A 21,530-nucleotide genomic window follows, 5' to 3' on the forward strand; every position below is an offset into this window, starting at 1 on the left:
GTTGTCGTTGGATCTGGAAGCCGATCTCGGTGTGGATTCGATCAAGCGTGTGCAGATCATGGGTGCGGTCGGTGAGCGTATCGACGGTGTGCCCGCTGTCGGTCCTGAGCAGGTCGCCGAACTGCGGACGCTGAGCGACATCGTGGATTTCGTCGCCGCGTCGGTCGTTTCGGCACCTGGCGTAGCGCCCGCGACCGAATCGGTGGTCGACGCCGATGCGGTGTGGTCGGTGTTGGTGCAGGTCGTCTCCGAGAAGACGGGCTATCCGCCGGAGATGCTGGCGTTGTCGTTGGATCTGGAAGCCGATCTCGGTGTGGATTCGATCAAGCGTGTGCAGATCATGGGTGCGGTCGGTGAGCGTATCGACGGTGTGCCCGCCGTGGGTCCTGAGCAGGTCGCCGAACTGCGGACGCTGAGCGACATCGTCGATTTCGTCGCCGGCTCCGCCGCTCCCGCCACCACCCCGGCTGCCCCCACGGTGGGTGGCGGTTCGGAAGCCGCCGGTGAACAAGAGCTTCAGCCGGGATCCGGCCAGGCCGGGATCGAGAACGATCCGGTGCTGCTGCGGATCGTGCCGGTCGAACTTCCCCCCATCGACCGCGTCGACCAGCCCTACGCGGCGGAGCGGACGGCCCTGATCGTCGACCACGGTGACAACGCCGCGGCGGCTCTCGCGACCGGCCTCGAACAGCAGGGATGGACCGTGCGCACGGCCGCCGTCGCGGCCCGCGACGACGCCGGAGTAGCCGCATGGGACGGCGCCACCGTACAGGGGGCGATCGAGGCCGCGCTGAAAGATGTCGCGCGGCTGGATCTGTGCCTGACCGTGCTGCCCGCGGACAGCCAGTGGCTGGTGGGCGGTCATCGGCTCGCCGATACGATCCACACCGCCACGCTGGTGCACGACCGCCTGGTGGCGACCGCCGAAGCCGGGACGCGGGCGGCGTTCGTCACGCTCACCCGCATCGACGGGGTGCTCGGCCACCGAGGTGAACGAGCGGCAGCCGCCGCCGTTGTCGGCGGGGTCAGCGGTCTGGTGAAGACCCTCGCGCAGGAAGCGCCCGGAGTGTTCTGCCGGGCATTGGATCTCTCGCCGCTGCTGACCGACGAGGCACTGATCGTCTCCGTCCTCGCCGAACTCGACGACGCCGCGATCGACGCTCGCGAAGTCGGGGTCGACGCCGACCACACCCGCTGGACGCTGCGTCCGCAGGCGGTCGAAAGTTCCGCCTCGGCCACCGAACTCGCCCTCACCACCGACGATGTTCTCGTCGTCACCGGTGGCGCCCGGGGAGTGACCGCGCGGTGTGTTCGTGCACTGGCCGTTCGCACGCCCTGCGAGTTCCTCTTGCTCGGACGCACCGAACTCGAGGCCGAGCCGGAATGGGCGGCGGGCGTCGCCGATGACGCCCTCAAGGCCGCTGCCATCGCCGCTGTGCGTGCCGCGGGTGAGCAGCCGACCCCGAAGCAGGTCGACCGCCTCACCCGAAACCTCCTGGCACAGCGTGAGATCCGCGAGACCGTCGATGCCGTGGCCGAGACCGGCGCACGGGTGCGCTACCTCGCGGTCGACATCACCGACGCCGAAGCCACCGAGCGGGCACTCGCACCGGACGCGGGCCGGATCACCGGCATCGTGCACGGGGCAGGCGCCCTCGCGGATTCCCTGCTCCCCGCCAAGACGGCCGACGACATCCGCCTCGTCCTCGCGACCAAGCTGGACGGGCTGTACAACGTGGTCACCGCCCTGCGCGAGGCCACGCTCGGGCACCTCATCCTGTTCGGGTCGGTGGCCGGGGTCTACGGCAATCCGGGTCAGGCCGACTACGCGGTCGCCAACGAAGCCCTCAACCGGGCGGCGGTGAGCTGGCGACGGCAGGGTCTGGCCGGACACGTCACCACCGTCAACTGGGGTGCGTGGGACGGCGGCATGGTGACTCCGCAGTTGCGCGAAGTCTTCCTCGCCCGCGGTGTCGCGCTGCTCGGGATGGACGCCGGAGCCCGGATGTTCGCCGAACAGTTCGCTCCCGCTCGCGCCGACGACGTGTCGGTGCTGGTCGGTCCCGCGGCACCGCTGGCCACGGCCGTGACCCTCACCCCGACCGGCCCTTTCGCTACGCACCGTGATCTCGCGCCGCTGGCCGGGGACGCGGTGATCGGCGATCATCGCGTCGGCAAGTTCCCGGTGTTCCCGGCGGCCGCCGGACTCGGCTGGGCGATCAACGTGCTCGAGCGCGCGAACCCCGGCCTGCGGGTGGTGGAATGCACCGGCTTCGAGGTACTGCGGGGCATCGTCTACGACGGCAAGGACGAACGCTCCTACCGGCTCGAGGCGCAGGCGGGGACGGTCGTCGACGACGGTCTCAGCGTCACGGTCTGGATCCGTAGCGACGAACCGGGCAAGACACTGGCGCCGTCGCACTTCACCGGCACCTTCCTCCTCGCCGCTGAAACACGGCCCGCTCCCGTCGTTTCCGATTGGCCGGGGTACGCGATCGGTGTGGGACCGGAGAACGGGCTCGACGTCTACCGTGCCGCGGACCTGTTCCACGGGCCGCTGCTGCAGGGCGTGCGCCGCATTCTGGAACGAGCCGACCGCCGCCTCGTCGTCGAAGGCAAGCTCCCCGACGCCCGCATCGGCACCGGTAACTACGCGGGGGCACTGCACAGTCCGGTGCTGGCCGACGTCGCGATCCAGGCCGGCGCGTTGCTCGGTGTGTGGTTCATGAACTCGGCCTGCCTGCCGCTGTCGATCGGGCGCATCGAGTACTTCGCCCCCTTGCCGGACGACAGTTCGTTCGTGCTGGTGGTCGACGACCTGCGTGCCAACGCGACCGGCACCGAGGTCACCGTGACCGTCACGGCGTGTGATCCGAACGGCACTGTGCTGCAGCGCTACTCCGATCTCGCCGTGATCGCCACCCCGGAGATGACCGAGAAGTTCGCCGAGGCCGTGCGGTTACGCGAGCAGCGCGCGTGAGCATCGTCGATGTGAGGAATGGAGATCCGATGACCATCACACCACTGGACACCCTCGACTTCGACGGTGAGCCCTTCGACGTCCTGGCCTGGTCGCTGGCACTGGAGCCGGCCACCAGCCCCGCCCCCGCACCGTCATCCCCGCCGGCCACGGCACCGGAGGCCCCGTCGCCGAGCTCGGCGGTGCCCGCGGTGCGACACACCACCGCACCGGCACCTTCGGCCCCCACACCGGCGGGCGACGTGCCTGTCGACCCCATTTCCGCCCTCCTGCACGAGGTCCGGTCCGAGCTGGTGACCGCGCACCTGTCGGCGATGGACGTGCAGACCGCATTGCAGCGGCGCGCCCTCGCAAGTCTCGGTCACGAGGAGCGCGTCGTCCGGACCGACACGGAAATCGCTCCCGTGTCGCCCAGCTGGGCGGAACAGTCCTTCGCGGTGATGGTCGACTACACGCCGGCAACCGGTCTCGCGGTCTCCGCGGCGCCCGGGCACCCGGTGGTCTTCGAGCTGCCTGCGCCCGCGACCACCATGAACGCCTTCAAGTTCCTCGCCCGCACGCCCATCACCACACTGAACGGCACCGACCTCGCCGCGCTGGGCAGGGGCGACATCGCCGCTGTCTTCGGTCCGGCCTACGACCAGGAAGGCGTCAACCCCGACATCCGGCTGACCGACGGCACCCACGGCACCCTCACCGAGGTGCTCGAGATCGCCGGACGTGAAGGGCCATGGGCCAGAGGGCGATTGCGGGCCACCTGCCGCGTCGACGGCCCCGATCCGGTCACCTCGGCAACCGAGCTCACCTGGCAGGCCGCCCAGGTCTTCGCGGTGCGCGCGGGCTTGCAGCTGTGCCTGGCCGGGGCCCGATTCCAGGCGGGCGAGCCCTTCGAGGTGACCGTGTCCGCGCCGATGACAGGCCCCGTCGAGCTGATCGCCGACGTGGTCCAGATCGACCTGCTTCCGCGTCCCTGGCTCCGGATCAACGCCGAGATCTGGTGTGCGGGTGAAGTAGTGGCGCGCGTGCACGGCCTCACCCTCGAGATCGCGGAGGAACCGGGTCTGCCGATCGGTCCCGAGGTCGGCGGCGAGATTCCCCGATTCCTCGGCCGCCGCAACGCCTTCGGGCAGCGTGCGCTGCTCGGCGAATTCCACATGACCCACAGCGCCCGCGGTGACCTCGGCATCGCGCTCGGCCCCGAGTTCTCGGGCTACGCGGGTCGCAGGGCCACCCGCATGCCCAACCACGGACTCCAGCTCTGCGACCGGGTCATGGCCGTCGACGGACGACGCGGACAGCTCGACGCGGGCAGCTCGCACACCGAGTACGACTCGCCAGCCGACTCCTGGTACTACCTCGAGTCGGCCAACGCCTCCATGCCCAACGTCGTCTACATGGAGACCTCGCTGCAATCGGCGTTGCTGCTCGGCTACTTCCTCGGCGCCACCCTCACTTCGCCGGGGGAGGATTTCAGCCTGCGCAATCTCGACGGCTCCGCGACCGTACTGCGCGAGGTCGATTTGCGGGACAAGACGATTCAGCAGACCAGCAGGCTGATCGACACCACCGTCCTGGTCGGCGTCGTGTTGCAGACGTTCTCCTACGAACTCGCGGTGGACGGTGAACCGTTCTACGCGGGGGAGTCGCTGTTCGGGTTCTTCAACGCCCCGGCGCTGGCGAATCAGAACGGACTCGACAACGGCGAGTTCGTGCCGACGTGGCTCGACAGCCAGCAGCGCCGCCCCGCTGTCCGGGTGATCGACGTGGCGGCCAGGCGCGCCGCGGGCACCGGCATGCCGTGCGCGGTCGGGCACCTGGCGATGCTCGACAGCATCGAGACCGTCGACGGCGCGGGCACATTCGGGCTCGGCTACCTGCGTGCCACCCGCCCGGTCGCCGCCGACGACTGGTTCTTCGGCTACCACTTCTACCTCGACCCGGTGATGCCGGGATCGCTCGGGGTCGAGGCGGTGATCCAGGCGATGCAGGAGTGGACGGTCGACTCCGGCCTCGCCGCCGAGCTGGTCGCGCCGGAATTCGTGCTCCCGGTGGGAGTGTCGATGTCGTGGCGGTATCGCGGGCAGATCCTGGCGACCGACGAGCTGATGACCCTCGAGGTACACATCAAGAGCGTCGAACGGCGCCCCGGCCGGATCCGGGTGATCGCCGACGCGAGCGTCTGGAAACCGAGTATGCGGATCTACGAACTCATCGATGTCGCCGTGGAGTTGCGCGATGCCGACGCCCAACCCTGGTGAAGCGCACGGGCATCCGGTGACGGACACCGACGCCGTGCCGTCGTCGATTCGGTGGCTGCCGGTCCTGGTGCTCGCGCTCGGCGCGTTCTGCGCGGGCACCGACAACTACCTCGTCGCCGGGGTACTGGCACCGATGGCGGCCGACCTGCGGGTCTCCGTCGCCGGCGCCGGGTTGTTCGTCACCGGCTACTCGCTGGCCTACGCGCTCGGCGCACCCGTCGTGGTCACTGTGCTGCGGGTGCGCTCGCCACGGCAACTGCTGATGGCCGCGATCGCGCTGTTCGCCGTCGTCAATCTGCTCGCCGCGGTGGCCTGGTCGCCCTGGGTGATGGCGGTGGCTCGCATCGCGGCCGGGTGCGTCGCGGGGATCTATGTGCCCCTGGCTGCCGCGGCGGCGGCCGGGATGGCCACGGCGGACCGTCGCGGACGGGCACTGGCGGTCATCCTGGGCGGCATCTCGATCGCCACCGTGGCCGGTGTGCCGCTCGGGGTGTGGGTCGCCGGGCTGTCGTCGTGGCGGATGGCGTTCGTCGCCGTCGCCGCGGTGGCGGTGATCACGACCGTCGGTGTGGCACTGACGGTTCCGGTGGGCGACACCACACCCCTGGTGTCGCTGCGTCAGCGACTCGCACCCTTGCGGCACCCACCGGTGTGGTTGGGGCTCGCGGTGACGATCTCGGGCATGACCGCGGGATTGATGGTCTTCACCTACGTGGGCCCCATCTACGCCGAGGTCCCGGCCGTGGGGGCGGACTACGTCGGCGCGCTGATCATGGCGCACGGCGTCGGCGCGATCTTCGGCCTGTGGGGCGGGAGCGTGCTCGTCGACCGATTCGGCGCCCGGCCGGTCCTGCTCGGCGCGCTGACGATCTTCACCGCGAACCTCGCCTGGCAGCCGATCGCCGCGCACACCTTGGCGAGCACCGTCGCCTTCGTCACGATCTGGGGTGTGGTCGGCTGGGCCTTTCTGCCCGCGCAGCAACACAGCATGATCGCCGACGCCGCCCCCGAGCAGGCACCGATGTTGTTGTCGCTCAATGGCTCGGCGTTGTATCTCGGGGCCGCACTCGGCTCGTCGATCGGTGGAGCCGTCATCGCGGTCTTCGGCGCCGATCACCTCTGGATGTTCGCCACCGGCTTCGGCGCGCTGAGTGTCGCGCTGTCGCTGGTCCGTCATAAACAATTCCGATCCGACGATCGGCAATTGTCACACGCCGTCGCCGACCGCTGAAGCGATGGTTACGGTAATAATGTTGCGCCCGGTTTCTATACCGCTGAGGTGAAGTGAACAAATGAATCCCGATCCGCGCAGAAAAACGATCAGCAGTCCCTATATTCATCGACTGCAACGACGCCATTTCCTGCTGTTCGATATTCTCCCGATCATCGGCACCGTCGTAGCCTTCGCCTTCCTGCTGGTCCGGCCCTTCGGTCTGCTGGAATTCGCCCTGCTCTTCGGGATGTGGCTGCTCACCGGACTCGGCGTGACCGTCGGCTACCACCGGCTGTTCACCCACCGCACGTTCAAGGCGGCGCCGTGGGTGACCTGGGTGCTCGCGATCCTCGGTTCGATGGCGGGCCAGGGCCCGGTCATCTCCTGGGTCGCGTTGCACCGGCGCCACCACGAGTACAGCGATCGCGAAGGCGACCCGCACTCACCCAACCTCGCCGGAGACGGCCTGCGCGGGGCCCTGCGCGGCCTGGCCCACTCGCATTTCCTGTGGATGCGCCGCCACGAGTACCCGAACGTGGTGCACTACGCACCCGATCTGATCAAGGACCGTGGCCTGGTCCGCATCGCCCGCCTCTACTACTACTGGGTGGCGCTCGGGCTGCTGATCCCGACGGTGATCGGCGGCCTGGTCTCGATGAGCTGGACCGGCGCGGTCGCCGGCCTGCTCTGGGGCGGACTGGTACGCATCTTCGTTCTCGAGCACATCGTGTGGGCGATCAATTCGTTCCTGCACATGTTCGGCACCCGTCGGTACGAATCCCGCGAGAACAGCCACAACGGTGGTGTATTCGCCCTCGCGACACTGGGGGAGTCGTGGCACAACAATCACCACGCGTTTCCCGAGTCGCCCTCTTTCGGGTTGGACTGGTATCGACTCGACCCCGGTTTCTGGCTTATTCGGACACTGTCGTTCTGTGGTCTCGCCTGGGACCTGAAAATGCCCTCCGCCGAACGCATGGCAGCCAAGCGAATCTAAGGAATTCTCACCATGGATACGAGTAAAGAAGCCATTGTCACCTGGTGCCAGGAATACCTCGCGAGTCTGCTCGAGGTACCGGCCGCCACCATCGACCCGGCCACCGATTTCGACCGCCTCGGCATCGACTCGGCCCTCGCCGTGGCGCTGCTGATCGAGGTCGAGGACCGCTACGGCGTCGATCTGGCGCCCGAGGACCTGTTCGACAACCCGAACCTCGACGCCGTCGCCGCCTACCTGCACGAGCAGAGCCGGCGGAGTGTGGGGTAGCGATGTCGGTGCATATCGAGCGGTCCGTCGCGGCCGCCGCAGCGATCCGTCACCACTACGACGCGGGTAACGACTTCTATCGCCTCTGGCTCGACGAGTCGTTGTCCTACTCCTGCGCCCTGCGCGAAAACCCCGATGACACCTTGGAACTCGCCCAGGACCGCAAACTGCGATTCCACCTGGACGCGATCGGCGCCGAGCACGCCGCCACCGTCCTCGACATCGGCTGCGGGTGGGGCGCGATCCTCGAACGGTTGGCCGGAGCGGGCGTGGCCAGGTCTGTCGGGCTGACACTGAGCCCCGAGCAGGCCGAGTTCGTCCGCGCGCGCGCCTGCCCGGGCGTCGAAGTGCGGACCGAGAACTGGCTGCACTACGAGCCGGACACCCGCTTCGACGGCATCATCTCGATCGGCGCGTTCGAACACTTCGCGACCCCCGACGATTCGCCGGAACAGAAGATCGGTGTGTACCGGGACTTCTTCACGCGGTGCCGGGACTGGCTCGAGCCCGACGGCACGCTGTCGCTGCAGACCATCGCCTACGCGAACATGTCCCGCGACCAGGCCAGCGCCTTCATGCAGCAGGAGATCTTCCCCGACGCCGACCTGCCGACCCTGGCCGAGATCACCGCCGCGGCCGAGGGACTGTTCGAGGTGCGCTCGATCAGCAACGGGCGCCTCGACTACGCCTGGACGTGTGAACAGTGGGCGCGCAGACTGCGGGCCCACCGCGCCGAAGCCGTCGAGATCGTCGGCGCCGACGTGGTCGCCCGTTACGAGCGCTATCTGAAGCTGTCGGCGCTCGGTTTCCGGATGGGCAAGATCGGCCTGCTGCGGCTGGTGCTGGCGCCCTACCGCACCGGATTCTTCACCGATCGACGCGTGCGGTCGGCATGACCACGCATTCGCCCGACCCCGTCGCACCGACCAGGACCCGGGTTCGGTTCAACCCCTTCAGCGCCGAATTCCGGCACGACCCGTATCCGCTCTACCAGCAGTTGCGCGAGGCCGAGCCGGTGCACCGGACGCTCGGCATGTGGGTGCTCACCCGGCACGCCGAGGTGCGCGGCGTACTGCACGACCGCTCGTTCAGCGCCGGGCTGATCCCCAGTCTGGTGAGCAGGCAGGCCGAGCGGCTCGGGCACTGCAGCGTCGCGCAGATCGAACGCCTCGGACGTAAGTCGCTGGTGTTCACCGACAATCCCGATCACGCGCGGTTGCGCGGGCTGGTGAACCGGGTGTTCACCGCCCGGTCGGTGGAATCGCTGCGACCGCTGGTGACCCGGGTCGCCGGCGATCTGATGGAGCGAGCCTGGCGCGACGGCGGCTTGGATGTCATCGCCGACCTGGCCGCGCCGCTGCCGGTCGCCGTGTTGTGCGAGTGGATGGATCTGCCCGAGGAGTTGCGCGGCCGGGTCGGGCCGTGGACCCACGACATCCGATTCCTGCTCGAACCCGGAATGATGAAGGCCGGGGACTTCGAGCGCGTCTGCGCGGTGGTCGAGAAGTTCGCCGCCGCCATCGACGCCGTGCTGCCCGAACGGCGAGCCCGGCCGGGCACCGATCTGATCAGCCAGTTGCTCGCCGCGCGGACCGCGGGCGGGGATGTGCTGTCCGACGAGGAGCTGGTGTTCGTCTGCATCATGTGTTTCGTCGCGGGCAACGAGACCACCAAATCGCTGATCGGCAACGGAACGCTCGCCCTGCTGCGACACCCCGAGCAGGCCGCGCTGCTGCGCCGCGGACCGGAATCGGTCGAGGCCGCGGTCACCGAGGCGCTGCGCTACGACCCGCCGTTGCAATTGACCAAGCGCCTGGCCACCCGCGATATCCAGCTCGACGGTGCCAGGATCTCGGCGGGCGACCAGATCCTGGTGTGTCTCGGCGCGGCCAACCGCGACCCCGCCGTCTTCACCGGGCCCGACGAGTTCGACCTGACCCGCACCGGCGGTGGACATCTGGGCTTCGGCCACGGTATGCACGGGTGCCTCGGCGGACTGCTCGCCGAACTGCAGGCACAGGTCGCCTTCGAGTACCTGTTCGTCCGTTCCGAACACCTGGAACAACGGCCGGCCGAACTCGAGTGGCAGGACCACAGTTTCATCGTGCGCGGCCTGAAGAGCCTGCCCGTCGACGTGCGGCGGGCGCCATGACCGGCACCGGACTGGTCAAGTCATGGTTGCGCAGCGACACCGCGCCCGCGGCGGTCCGGCTGGTGTGCATCCCGCACGCGGGCGCCGGGGCGTCGTCGTTCAACCGCTGGCCCGACCTGTTCGGGCCCGAGATCGGGGTGGTCCGCGTCCAGCTCCCCGGCCGCGAGGACGTCGCGCAGCAGCCGCCGCTGCACCGGGTCGACGAGGCGGTCGACGAATTGGTCGGCCAGATAACCCAATCGGCGGAAACGCCGGTGGCGATCTACGGCCACAGCATGGGCGCGCTGATCGCCTATGAACTGGCCCGTGCGCTGACCCTCGCGGATCGGCCACCGATCCACCTGTTCGTCTCCGGTCGCCGCGCACCGCACCTGGCGGCGAGTCGCGCGGTCCTGCATCGCCTGCCCGACAACGACTTCGCCGACGCGATGGCGGCGATGGGAGCGTGGGGCGCGGCGGGCCGCAGCGCGAGCTTCCTGCGGTACGCGCTGCCGCTGACGCGGGCGGATCTGGAGTTGTCGGAGGAGTACAGCCACCGGCAGCACCCTCGGCTCGCCTGCCCGATCACGACGTTCTACGGCACCGAGGACCCGATCGCCGATCCCGAAGAAGTGTGGGCGTGGGGCACGGTGACCGACGGCCCGTTCGCCACGCACGAGTTCACCGGTGATCACCTGTTCCACCATCGACATCGCGCGGCTATCGCGGCGATCATGACCGCCGCCCTGACCTGAGGACCGACGTGCAGCTATTACCCGACATCCTCGCGCGTCGCGCCGTCGACGAGCCGGACCGCATCGCCTACATCTTCCTCGACGACAACGGTGCCGAGCACACCACCACGACCTATCGCGAACTCCACGACCAGGCGATGGCGGTGGCGCGACTGCTGCGCGCGCGGTGCGAACCGGGCGACCGTGCCCTGCTGGTCTTCCCGCAGTGCGTCGAATTCATCACCGCCTACTTCGGCTGCCTCTACGCGAATATCGTCGCCGTGCCGGTGAATCCGCCGCGGCGCGGCAAGGTTCAGGACGCGACCCGCGCCATCGTCGCCGACTGCGCCCCCGCCGCCGTGCTGACGATCGGGGAGGTGCTCAAGCCCCTGCGATCGGTGCTCGAGCCGCTCTGTACCGCACAGCAGTGGCTGGCCGTCGACGAATTGCGTACGGCGGAAATCGATTTCACGCCGATGGCGGTGGATCCGGATTCGGTGGCGTTCCTGCAATACACCTCCGGGTCGACCTCAGCGCCCAAGGGCGTGATGGTGACGCATCGAAATCTCGTGGCCAACGAGGAGATGATCCGGCACAGTTTCGGCCACGACCGCGACTCGACCGTCGTCGGCTGGGCGCCGTTCTTCCACGATCAGGGCCTGATCGGCAATGTGCTGCAACCGGTGTACGTCGGCGCCACCTGTATCCAGATGTCGCCGACCACCTTCATCCGGCGCCCCCTGCGGTGGCTCGAGGCCATCTCGCGCTATCGCGCGCACACCAGTGGCGGCCCGAACTTCGCCTTCGACGCCTGTGTCGCGCGCGCGGCGGCGGGCGAACTGCCCGATCTGGACCTGAGCTCCTGGAAGGTCGCCTTCAACGGCGCCGAGCCGATCCGGGCCGAAACCCTCGACAGGTTCGCGAAAACCTTTGCCCCGCTGGGGTTCAGCGCCCAATCGGTGTTCCCCTGCTACGGGCTGGCGGAGGCCACGTTGCTGGTCTCGGCGAGCGGGAAGGGACGCGGTCCGCGGTTGCTGGACGCCGACATCGACGCGCTCGCCGATCGACGCTACGTCGCGGCCGCGGTGGATCAGGGTCGCACGCTCGTCGGTTCGGGAGTGGTACTGCCGGGTGAGGACCTGCGCATCGTCGACCCGGAGACGGGCGAGCTCTGCCCGCCGGATCGGGCAGGGGAGATCTGGGTGGCGGGTGACCATGTGGCCCAGGGCTATCGGGGCCTGCCCGAGGCGACCGCCGCGACCTTCCAGGCTCGCCTCGCCGACGATGCCGAGCGCGCCTACCTGCGCACGGGCGACCTCGGCCTGGTCGTCGACGGTGAACTGTACGTGGTGGGCCGGCTCAAGGACATGATCATCATCCGGGGCCGCAACTACTACCCGCACGACATCGAGCACACCGTGGCGCGCGCGCACCCGGCGCTACGACCCGGCAGTGGCGCGGCGTTCGCGGTGCCGGGACGCGACGGCGAGAAACTGGTCGTCGTCCAGGAGCTCGAGCGCGACGCCGATGCCGATGCCGACGACATCGTGGGTGCCATCCGGGCAGCGGTGACGCAGGAGCACGAACTCGCCGTGGCGGACGTGGTGCTCGCCGCGCCGAACACCGTGCAGAAGACGAGCAGCGGAAAGATCATGCGAGCAGCGGCAAGAAAGCGATACCTGGAATGAGCACCGAGACCTTCGTCTTCGATCCCACCGCACCGGGATTCGCCGACGACCCCTATCCGCACTACGCCCAGCTGCGCGCCGCCGGACCCGCGCAGCAACATCCGCTCGGATTCTGGATCATCTCCCGGCACGCCGACGTGGCCGCGCTGCAGCGCTCGCCGCACTCCGTCGACGAGCAGCACCTGCGGCATCTGCCCGCGTGGAAGAGCGGCAGCACCGAGGTCCGCAAGGAGAGCCGGGTGATGGGCGGGCTGTCGATGCTGGACCAGGATCCGCCCGACCACACCCGCCTGCGGCGGCTGGTGTCGAAAGCCTTCACACCCCGGTCCATCGAATCGTTGCAGCCCCGCGTCGAGGAACTCGTCGAGGAAGCGCTGGCCCGGATCGCCGCGGCGGGCACGGCGGATGTCATTGCCGAACTGGCCTTTCCGCTGCCGTTCACCATCATCTCGGAGATGCTCGGCATCCCCGTCGGCGAGCACACCCGGTTGCGCGAGCTGACCGAAATCGTCGTGCTGGTGTTCGAGCCGTTCGCGAGCGCCGAGACCCAGGACCGGATCAGGGCCGCCAACCAGGAACTGTTCGGGATGGTCCGTGAACTGATCCGCTGGAAGCGCGCCGCCCCCGGCGACGACCTGCTCACCGCGCTGATCAGCGCCGAGGACAACGGCGACATGCTCAGCGAGGACGAGCTGATCTCGCAGGTGATGTTCCTCTACATCGCCGGCCACGAGACCACGGTGACCCATCTCGGCAGCGGAATCCTGTCACTGCTGCGGCACCCGGACCAGGCACGGCGGCTGCGCACCGAGCCGGACCTGGCGGCCGGCGCCGTCGACGAACTGATGCGTTTCGACACCCCGGTGCACCTGATGCGCCGGATCACCCTCGCGCCGTTGCGCGTCGGCGAGCACGAGATCCCGGCGGGCAGCTGGGTGATCGGCGCGCTGGCCGCCGCCAACCGGGACCCGGAATTCTGGGGCGCCGACGCCGACGACCTGCGCCTGGACCGGCCGAACGCGCACCAGAACGTCTCGCTCGGCGCGGGCATCCACCACTGCCTCGGCGCCGCCCTGGTCCGGATGGAGGCGCGGATCGTGTTCCCGCGCTTCGTGGCCCGTTTTCCCGAGGCCGCGGTGGTCGACCAGACCTGGAACGGCCGGATCAACCTGCGCGGCCTCGCGACACTGACGGTCGCGGTGTAGCGCTCAGCTCGGCTGTTCGGCGGGCACCGAGAACCGCATGCCGGGTCGGCTCAGGTGTACGGGCCCGTCGAACTCCGCCGACACGTCGTCGCATCGAGCCTGCTGCCATTGCGGCTGTGCCGAGCCGAGATGGGTCAGCACCACCGAGCGCGCACCCGCGGCCGCGGCGGCCCGGCCGACCTCGGTGGCGCACAGATGGCCGTGAGCTGTGTGATCCGGCTCGGCGAGGGTGGACTCGGCGAGAAAGATGTCGACATCGGCGGCGAGCGCGACCAGGTTGTCGTTCCAGCCGGTGTCGCCGGTGAACGCGATACTGCCGGTGGGACTTTCGATCCGGATCCCGCAGGCGGGTTCGGTGTGCACCATGGGCACCAGCTCGATGCTGCAGTCGGTGAGCGTCTGCGTTGCGCCGCGCTCGTATTCGATGACCTCGTAGGCCAGGTCGAACGCCCGATTCAGGTCGGGAAAGGTCTTCACCGGGAACAGCGCGGCGAGCTGATCCAGCCTCGCGCGAGCGCCTTTCGGCACGAACAGCTTGATCCGGCGGTCCGGGGCGCCGGGGGCTCGGCGCATCGCCTGCTTGCCGATGGGCAGCACGTCGTAGCAGTGATCCAGATGCAGGTGGCTGATCACCACCGCGTCGAGCAGGCTCGCGTGCAGGTAGTTGCCGAGCATCACCGCGATGCCGGGACCACAGTCGAGCAGAATTCTCGACTGGCCGGTTTCGACCAGATAGCCCGAACTGGCTGCGCCGTCGGCGGGCATACCGGCTCGGTTTCCGACGATTGTCAGGTGCATGCGACATACCTTTCGACACGGAAGTTTTCGTGCCGACGGTATCGATGAGAACAGCTGCCGCCGACTCGTATCGAATATTTCGATCCGTCCATCGCATTTCGCGATCGAATCGACGTATGGAGTGTTCTGACCTGCGCAAATAGCCGGAAGCGCGTTCGGGGAGAGCGGATTTCGGAATTGCGGGTGCTCGGCACCGAATACCGTTGATCAATGTTTGGCGGCAGGTGCTGCGAAAAGTGAGAACGGGGATTGTGATGACCAACGGTGTGAGTTCTGCGATGGGCCGGGAATTGCCGCTGCGCGGTGCGGTGAACGCGCGCGATCTGGGTGGATTGCGCACAGTGGACGGGCGGCAGGTGCGTCGCCTGCGGGTGTTTCGGTCGGATCTGCTCACCCGGCTGGATGCCGGGGACGTGTCGTTTCTGCTCACCGACTGCGGACTTCGCACGGTCGTCGACCTGCGCGCGCCGGACGAGATCGTCACGGACGGAACGGGTGCGGTGGTCGACGCCGTCGCCGACTACCGGAACCTGCACGTCTACGGCGCGGACCGGGTGCGGCTCGACCTCACCGAGGTCTCGCCCGACGGGAGCATGTTCGACCGGTACTGCGAATACCTCGAGCACAGCAGCGAGAACATCGCCGCCGTGCTGCGTCTGCTCTCGGTTCCGGGGCAGCTGCCCGCGCTGATCCACTGCGCCGCGGGCAAGGACCGGACCGGGGTGGTGATCGCCCTGCTGCTCGCGGTAGCCGGGGTACGCGCCGACGACATCATCGCCGACTACGCCGCGACCACCCCGAACATCGCCGCGCTGCGGGCTCGCGACGGCCGGCCTGCCCGACCGGATGACGCGGCCGATCGGCTCCCCGCCTGGGTGTTCGCCGCCGACGCGATCACCATGCGCCAGTTCCTGACCCACCTGGACACCGAGCACGGTGGCCCCACCGCGTGGGCGACCCGTGCCGGTCTCGACCAGGCGACGCAACGGCAGCTGGCCGAGAACCTGCTCTGTGACTGAGGTCACAGAACGACGGCGATTCCGTCCCATTCTTCCCAGAACGTTTTCTAATGCTTGGGAACTTCTTTACTATTAACCCGACTCTGTGTCTGGGGTCCGATCTCTTCGAGCAGTGCTGCAGATCCGCCGTTCGCTCGCAGCTCAGCATCAATTGCCAGTGCATGTTCGACCGATGAACCGGGAGCTCACCCGCCCCGGCGAAGGAGAATGATGACCGACAATGATCCGGGCACCACTACGACCACTACCACCGCGACGGCGCGTCCGATGTCGTGCGCGTCACTGAAATCGGTTCTCCAGCAAGACCTTCCGGCGTCACTGGTGGTCTTCCTGGTGGCCCTGCCGCTGTCGCTCGGCGTCGCACTGGCCTCCGGCGCACCGGTCGTCGCCGGGCTCATCGCCGCCGCTGTCGGCGGGGTGGTCGCCGGGTTGCTCGGCGGCTCGAAGGTTCAGGTCAGCGGGCCGACCGCGAGTCTCGCCGTCGTCGTGGCGGGAGCGGTCCAGCAATTCGGCTGGGCCGCTATGTGTTTCATCACTGTCGGCGCTGGTGTACTACAGATTCTGTTCGGGCTCAGTCGGATCGCGCGCGCCGCGCTGGGAATCGCGCCGGTCGTGGTGCACGCGATGCTCGCCGGCATCGGAGTGGTGATCGCGCTGCAGCAGGTCCACGTCCTGCTCGGCGGCGCGACGGTCAGCTCGCCGTGGGCGAGCATCGTCGCGCTCCCGCATCAGGTGATGTCGGTGCAGAAGGGTGACCTGTTCGTCGGGCTGCTCGTGATCGCCGTGCTGATCGGATGGCAGTATCTGCCGCGCCGGGTACGGGTGGTGCCCGGCCCGCTCGTCGCGGTGGTGGTGGCGACGGTGGTCTCGCTGGTGCTGCCGGTGACGGTGGAACGGGTGCGCCTCGACGGCTCGCTGCTCGACGGCATCGGGTTGCCCGCGCTGCCGCACGGCGGGTGGCTGCCGATCGCGCTCACCATGCTCACCATCGCCCTCATCGCCAGTGTGGAGACGCTGCTCTCGGCTGTCGCGGTCGACAAATTGCGCCCCGATCAGCGCACCGACTTCGACCGGGAACTGCTCGGTCAGGGTGCGGCGAACATGGTCTCCGGCGTGCTGGGCGGCCTGCCGATCGCCGCGGTCATCGTGCGCAGCATCACCAACGCCAACGCGGGCGCCCGCAGCAGGGCGGCCACCGTGCTGCACGGTGGCTGGATCCTGGTGTTCGCGATCGTGCTGGTCGGCCTGGTCCGCCAGATTCCGACAGCGGCGCTGGCCGGGCTGCTGGTGCTGATCGGGGTGCAGCTGGTGAAGCTGGCGCACATCAAGCGTGCCCGCCGCACCGGCGACATCTACGTCTACCTGGTCACCGTCATCGCCGTGGTGGCGCTGAACCTGTTGCAGGGCATGGTGATCGGACTCCTCGCCTCGTTCGCGCTGCTGCTGTGGCGGGTCGTGAAGTTCACCATCGTCGCGGCGCCGCGCGCCGACGGGACCTGGCTGGTACGCATCGCGGGCACCTGCACGTTCCTGGCCGCGCCCCGGCTCACGTCCGAACTGGCGAAGGTGCCGGCGGGTGTGGACGTGACCGTCGAACTGAGCGTGGACTTCCTCGACCACGCGGCGTGCGAGTTGCTTTCGGAGTGGGCCGACGCCCGTGAATCCGGCGGCGGCACAGTCGACTTCGTCGAGCTCGGGGCCGCGAGGATGGCCCGCACCCACGACGGGCCCCCCGAGCACGGCCACGCGCGGAAGGCGGTCGACGAGGCGATCCGGCCGTGGCGGCGCAGCGGCGGCGTCGACCCGATCGCCGCGGGCATCGCGGCCTACCATCGCCAGCACGCGCACCTGATGCGCCCGCACCTGGACGGGCTTCGGCACCGGCCCGATGCCGACACCTTCTTCCTGACCTGCGCCGACGCCCGCATCGTGCCCAACGTGATCACCAGCAGTGGTCCCGGCGACCTGTTCACGGTGCGCAATGTCGGCAATCTGGTGCCGGTCGGCGGCTCCGACGTCTCGGTGGAAGCGGCACTGATCTACGCGCTCGACAAGCTCGACGTGCGCTCGGTGGTGGTGTGCGGCCACAGTGGCTGCGGGGCGATGGAAGCGCTGTACCGCCAGGTGCAAGCCGGGCCGGGACTCGACGACTGGCTGGCCCATGCCCAGCCCACGCTGGCGGCGTTCCATGCCGGTCACCCCGTTGCCGAGGCCGCCAGGCTGGCGGGCTTCGGTTCGGTCGACCAGCTCGGCATGGTGAACGTGGCCCGGCAGGTGCAGACCCTGATCGACTATCCGGCGGTGCGCAGTGGCATCCAGGAGCGCGGGGTCGCGGTGTCGGGGCTGTTCTTCGACCTGGCGACCGCGCGGGTCATCGAGATCACCGCCGACGGGATCGCCGACTTCGACGAGGCCCGTCGCGCTGCCGCCGAACCGGTGTAAAGGGGGATAGTTGTGGGTCACACCACACCCTGCCTGCCGTTATGGCGAGACCCACTATTTGTGCGGCACACTGGCTTTGCCAATTCTTTACTAATAGGTTGGATCCATTCGTACCCGGTTCGCCGTCGCACCGGCATCTGTCAATGCTCCAGCCCCTTTGCTTCACCGTCCTCGTGATGATCGGCCTCGGCCCAGCGCCGGGAGCCGGCGAAGGAGAGTTATGTCTGTCGAGAACGACCTCGCCCCGCCTGCCGCGAAGGGCTCGTCGAACGAGTCGTCCCGTCCCGCGTGGCAACAGACGCTGCTGCGTCACGATCTACCCGCCTCCATCGTAGTTTTCCTGGTGGCACTGCCACTTTCGCTCGGCATCGCGGTCGCCTCCGGCGCGCCGATCGCCGCCGGTCTCGTCGCCGCCGTGATCGGTGGCGTGGTCGCGGGCCTGCTCGGCGGCTCGGTCCTGCAGGTCAGCGGTCCCGCCGCGGGTCTGACCGTGGTCGTCGCCGAGTCCATCGCGCAATTCGGCTGGCGCGTCACCTGTTTCATCGTCGTCGCCGCGGGCGTGCTGCAGATCCTGTTCGGGCTCAGCCGGATCGCGCGGGCCGCGCTCGCCGTCGCCCCCGTGGTGGTCCACGCCATGCTGGCCGGCATCGGCATCACCATCGCCCTGCAGCAGATCCATGTGCTGCTCGGCGGTTCCTCGCACAGCACCGCGCTGCGCAATCTGATCGAACTCCCCGGACAGCTGCTCTCGCTGCACGGTAGTGACGCGCTCGTCGGCGCCGTGGTGATCGCGGTGATGCTCGGCTGGAAGTACGTCCCACCGAAGCTGCGCGCCGTGCCGGGCCCGCTGGTCGCGGTGCTGGTGGGCACGGTGCTCTCGCTCGGCCTGCCCGAGGTCGAGCGCATCGCCCTGAGCGGGTCGGTCTTCGACGCGCTCGGCCTGCCGGAACTGCCCTCGGGCAACTGGTCCGCCGTCGCCATGATGGTGCTGACCATCGCGTTGATCGCCAGCGTGGAGAGCCTGCTCTCGGCCGTCGCGGTCGACAAGATGCACACCGGTCCGCGCACCGGTTTCGATCGGGAACTCATCGGCCAGGGCACGGCGAACGTCGTCTCGGGCCTGGTCGGTGGCCTGCCGATCACCGGTGTGATCGTGCGCAGCGCCACCAATGTGCAGGCCGGTGCGCGCACGAGGGCCTCGACCGTGCTGCACGGACTCTGGATTCTGCTGTTCTCGGTGGCGCTGGTCGGCCTGGTGGAGCAGATCCCCAAGGCCGCGCTGGCGGGTCTGCTCATCGTCATCGGCATGCAGCTGGTGAAACTGGCCCACATCCGGTTGGCCCGGCGCACCGGTGACCTGCTGGTCTATGTGGTGACCGTGCTCGGCGTGGTGTTCACCAACCTGCTCGAAGGCGTGGTCATCGGCCTCGCCCTGGCGTTCGGGCTGCTGCTGTGGCGGGTCGTGCGCGTGCAGGTGGCGGCGACCGCGCTGCCCGACGGCCGCTGGCAGGTCCACATCGACGGCTCGTGCACCTTCCTCGCCTTGCCGAAACTGTCGGGGGAGCTGGCGAAGGTGCCCGCGGGCGCCGACGTGACCGTCGAGATGACCGTCGACTTCCTCGATCACGCCGCGTTCGAGGCGATCGAGGAGTGGCAGCGTCAGCAGGAAAGCGGCGGTGGCCGTGTCGATTTCGTCGAGATCGGCAGTGCGCGGATGGCCGATACCCCGGCCGCGCCGCCGATCCGCGGATTCGGTCGCGCCGCTATCGACGACATGCTGCGCCCGTGGCGGCACCAGAAGTCCGGCGGCGACGCGGTGACCGCGGGTGTCGCGGCCTATCACCGCGGCCACGCGCACGTCGTGCGACCGCATCTGGACGGGCTGCACGACAGTCAGGACCCGGACTCGTTCTTCCTGACCTGCTCGGATTCGCGGATCGTGCCCAACGTGATCACCAACAGCGGTCCCGGCGACCTGTTCACCGTGCGCAATGTGGGCAATCTGGTCCCGGTCAGCGGTGACGATTCCGTCGAAGCGGCACTGAGTTTCGCGCTGGACAGCCTCGCGGTGCGCTCGGTGGTGGTGTGTGGGCACTCCTCGTGCGGTGCGATGAAGGCGGTGCACTCCGCCGCCGCCACCGAGGGCGGCCTGAGCTCCTGGTTGCGCCACGCCGAGCCGACGGTGGAGCGGTTCCTCGCGGGCCATCCCGTGGCCGCCGCGGCCAAGGCGGCCGGGTACGACGAGGTGGACCAGCTGAGCATGGTCAATGTCGCCGTGCAGCTCGAGACCCTGGGACGTAATCCCGCGGTGCGCCGGGCGGTGACCGAGCGCGGACTGGCGGTGTCGGGGCTGTTCTTCGACATCGCGACCTCGCGGGTGCTCGAGGTGACGCTCGACGGGGTCAGCGCGATCGACGATCACGCCGTACTCGCCGTCACCGGTTGACGACACCGCGACCGGTGGGCGGTCGGACTCGTAGTCTGGAAATCATGACCAGCGATCCGACCGCCGCCGAGCGTGTCACCGACGGCCCCGACTCCGCGGATGAGGAGTCCACGGCCGAGCCGGGGCGGTGGGACGGGTTGAAGGAACGCGGGCGCGCCTTCCGGGCTCACATCGCCCAGCGCCCTACCCTCAACCTCGGCTACCGCATCGTCGTCGGCGTAGTCGGTGGGCTGGTCCTGCTCGTCGGGATCGTCACGATCCCGTACCCCGGACCCGGCTGGGCGCTGGTGTTCGCGGGATTCGGCATCCTGGCCACCGAGTTCGTCTGGGCCCACCACACCTTGACCTGGGTGCGCGGCAAGTACCGGATCGTCATGGACTGGTACACCTCGCGCGGTTGGTTCATCAAGGTGCTCGGCGCGGTGGGCACCTTCGCCCTCGTCCTCGTGACGTTGTGGCTGCTCGGTACGTTTTCGATGGTCGCAGGGTGGATCGGAGTCGATTGGCCATGGTTACACAGTCCCCTGATGTCGTGAGCACGGTTCCCGGCCACGTCCTCACCGACCCCGCCTGGATCGCGGCGCGGATCGACGCGTTGAGCCGTGCCTGGGGCACCGATGTTCCCCGGGTCGCGGGCACCCTGTGGTGGTGCATGGTCGCCTCGACACTGGTCGAGCAGATCGCTGTCGCCTACGCGGCGGGCACACCCGCCCCGGTCGCCGCCCTCGGCGAATTCGACTGCGTGGTCCGGCCCGACGGTGGTGTCGAACACGCGCGGTTCCACCGGGTGCCGGTCGATGCCACCGGCCGTTCCGTGCGCTCGGATGTCGGTGGCGAGACCGGTGCGGCAGCGGCTGACGAGGTCGCCGCTGCCTTGCGTGACACCCTGACCGCCGTGATCTCCCAGGTCGCGGCGGTGTCGGGGGCCGGGATTCCGGCGCTGTGGGCGGTTGTCGCCGATGCCATCGGCAACCGGGCGCTGGACGCGGGCTCCCCGGACGCGGCGACCAGGCTGGCCGCAGACGTGGGCGCGCGCCTGCCCGCACCGCGGTTCGTCACCGTCGCGGGCCGCACCTTCGTCCGCCGCGCCTCGTGCTGCCTGGTCTACGAGGCGCCCGGCCGCGAGATGTGCACGAGCTGCCCGAAACGCTCGCCCGCCGACCGCGCGCAGCTGCTGGGACGTCTCTGAGCGCTCGGCGGTTACCACTGATCTGGTCAGCACAGGGGTAACTCGTGGGGTTCGGGGCGACCCGCCCCGGCCCTGACCATCGGCCGCCTGCCAAGATCAACACGCACCTGAGCCCGGCCGAGATTCCCGGGGAGGCGGGCTGCCCCACGCACGCTCCCGA

General features: G+C 68.9%; 16 protein-coding genes. 15 read left to right on the forward strand and 1 reads right to left on the reverse strand.

What is annotated here, in order from left to right:
- The 10 genes from ACFTS5_RS02555 to ACFTS5_RS02600 form a co-directional block, all read left to right on the forward strand.
- Positions 1 to 2,980, forward strand: a 2,980-nt coding sequence (locus ACFTS5_RS02555; RefSeq protein ID WP_378626845.1) for an SDR family NAD(P)-dependent oxidoreductase, incomplete at its 5' end; no start/stop codon positions are given.
- 29 nt (positions 2,981 to 3,009) lie between these two features.
- Positions 3,010 to 5,238, forward strand: coding sequence for a beta-ketoacyl synthase (locus ACFTS5_RS02560; protein ID WP_378626847.1), 2,229 nt, complete (start codon positions 3,010 to 3,012; stop codon positions 5,236 to 5,238).
- The gene (locus ACFTS5_RS02565) at positions 5,216 to 6,469 is read left to right on the forward strand and encodes an MFS transporter (protein ID WP_378626849.1); all 1,254 of its coding nucleotides are present in this window, start codon (positions 5,216 to 5,218) and stop codon (positions 6,467 to 6,469) included. The genes ACFTS5_RS02560 and ACFTS5_RS02565 overlap by 23 nt, the downstream gene beginning before the upstream one ends.
- 61 nt (positions 6,470 to 6,530) lie before the next feature.
- Positions 6,531 to 7,448, forward strand: coding sequence for an acyl-CoA desaturase (locus ACFTS5_RS02570; protein WP_378626850.1), 918 nt, complete (start codon positions 6,531 to 6,533; stop codon positions 7,446 to 7,448).
- Between the two features lie 12 nt (positions 7,449 to 7,460).
- A complete protein-coding gene (locus ACFTS5_RS02575; RefSeq protein WP_056810906.1) occupies positions 7,461 to 7,718 on the forward strand; it encodes an acyl carrier protein in 258 nt (85 codons plus the stop codon).
- Between the two features lie 2 nt (positions 7,719 to 7,720).
- Positions 7,721 to 8,614 (forward strand): class I SAM-dependent methyltransferase, encoded by an 894-nt coding sequence (locus ACFTS5_RS02580; RefSeq protein WP_378626851.1) that lies wholly within the window; start codon positions 7,721 to 7,723, stop codon positions 8,612 to 8,614.
- Entirely contained in the window at positions 8,611 to 9,870 is a 1,260-nt protein-coding gene (locus ACFTS5_RS02585; protein ID WP_378626852.1) for a cytochrome P450, read from the forward strand. Before ACFTS5_RS02580 ends, ACFTS5_RS02585 begins: the two co-directional genes overlap by 4 nt.
- Positions 9,867 to 10,604, forward strand: a complete 738-nt coding sequence (locus ACFTS5_RS02590; RefSeq protein ID WP_378626853.1) for a thioesterase II family protein — start codon at positions 9,867 to 9,869, stop codon at positions 10,602 to 10,604. Before ACFTS5_RS02585 ends, ACFTS5_RS02590 begins: the two co-directional genes overlap by 4 nt.
- 8 nt (positions 10,605 to 10,612) lie before the next feature.
- A complete protein-coding gene (locus tag ACFTS5_RS02595) occupies positions 10,613 to 12,271 on the forward strand; it encodes a fatty acyl-AMP ligase (RefSeq protein ID WP_378626855.1) in 1,659 nt (552 codons plus the stop codon).
- Positions 12,268 to 13,476 (forward strand): cytochrome P450, encoded by a 1,209-nt coding sequence (locus tag ACFTS5_RS02600; protein WP_378626856.1) that lies wholly within the window; start codon positions 12,268 to 12,270, stop codon positions 13,474 to 13,476. The genes ACFTS5_RS02595 and ACFTS5_RS02600 overlap by 4 nt, the downstream gene beginning before the upstream one ends.
- Before the next feature lie 3 nt (positions 13,477 to 13,479).
- Here the strand turns inward: ACFTS5_RS02600 and ACFTS5_RS02605 are convergent, their stop codons facing one another.
- On the reverse strand, positions 13,480 to 14,274 hold the full coding sequence (locus ACFTS5_RS02605) for an MBL fold metallo-hydrolase (RefSeq protein WP_378626857.1): 795 nt from the start codon (positions 14,272 to 14,274) through the stop codon (positions 13,480 to 13,482).
- Positions 14,275 to 14,528: 254 nt separating this feature from the next.
- On the opposite strand from ACFTS5_RS02605, the gene ACFTS5_RS02610 reads away from it, so the two are divergent.
- The 5 genes from ACFTS5_RS02610 to ACFTS5_RS02630 all read left to right on the forward strand — a co-directional run bounded on the left by ACFTS5_RS02610 (position 14,529) and on the right by ACFTS5_RS02630 (position 21,370).
- Positions 14,529 to 15,293 (forward strand): tyrosine-protein phosphatase, encoded by a 765-nt coding sequence (locus tag ACFTS5_RS02610; RefSeq protein ID WP_378626859.1) that lies wholly within the window; start codon positions 14,529 to 14,531, stop codon positions 15,291 to 15,293.
- A 207-nt stretch (positions 15,294 to 15,500) separates the two neighbouring features.
- Positions 15,501 to 17,735 carry a SulP family inorganic anion transporter gene (locus tag ACFTS5_RS02615; RefSeq protein WP_378626861.1) on the forward strand — a complete coding sequence of 745 codons (2,235 nt, stop codon included), beginning with the start codon at positions 15,501 to 15,503 and terminating at the stop codon, positions 17,733 to 17,735.
- Positions 17,736 to 17,955: 220 nt separating this feature from the next.
- A complete protein-coding gene (locus ACFTS5_RS02620; protein ID WP_378626862.1) occupies positions 17,956 to 20,181 on the forward strand; it encodes a SulP family inorganic anion transporter in 2,226 nt (741 codons plus the stop codon).
- A gap of 44 nt (positions 20,182 to 20,225) precedes the next feature.
- A complete protein-coding gene (locus ACFTS5_RS02625) occupies positions 20,226 to 20,717 on the forward strand; it encodes a TIGR02611 family protein (protein ID WP_378626864.1) in 492 nt (163 codons plus the stop codon).
- Positions 20,714 to 21,370 (forward strand): (2Fe-2S)-binding protein, encoded by a 657-nt coding sequence (locus ACFTS5_RS02630; RefSeq protein ID WP_378626865.1) that lies wholly within the window; start codon positions 20,714 to 20,716, stop codon positions 21,368 to 21,370. Before ACFTS5_RS02625 ends, ACFTS5_RS02630 begins: the two co-directional genes overlap by 4 nt.
- The last annotated feature ends 160 nt before the right edge of the window (positions 21,371 to 21,530 follow it).

Origin of the sequence: Nocardia sp. NPDC056952 (genome assembly GCF_042674185.1) — a bacterium.
GTDB lineage: Bacteria > Actinomycetota > Actinomycetes > Mycobacteriales > Mycobacteriaceae > Nocardia.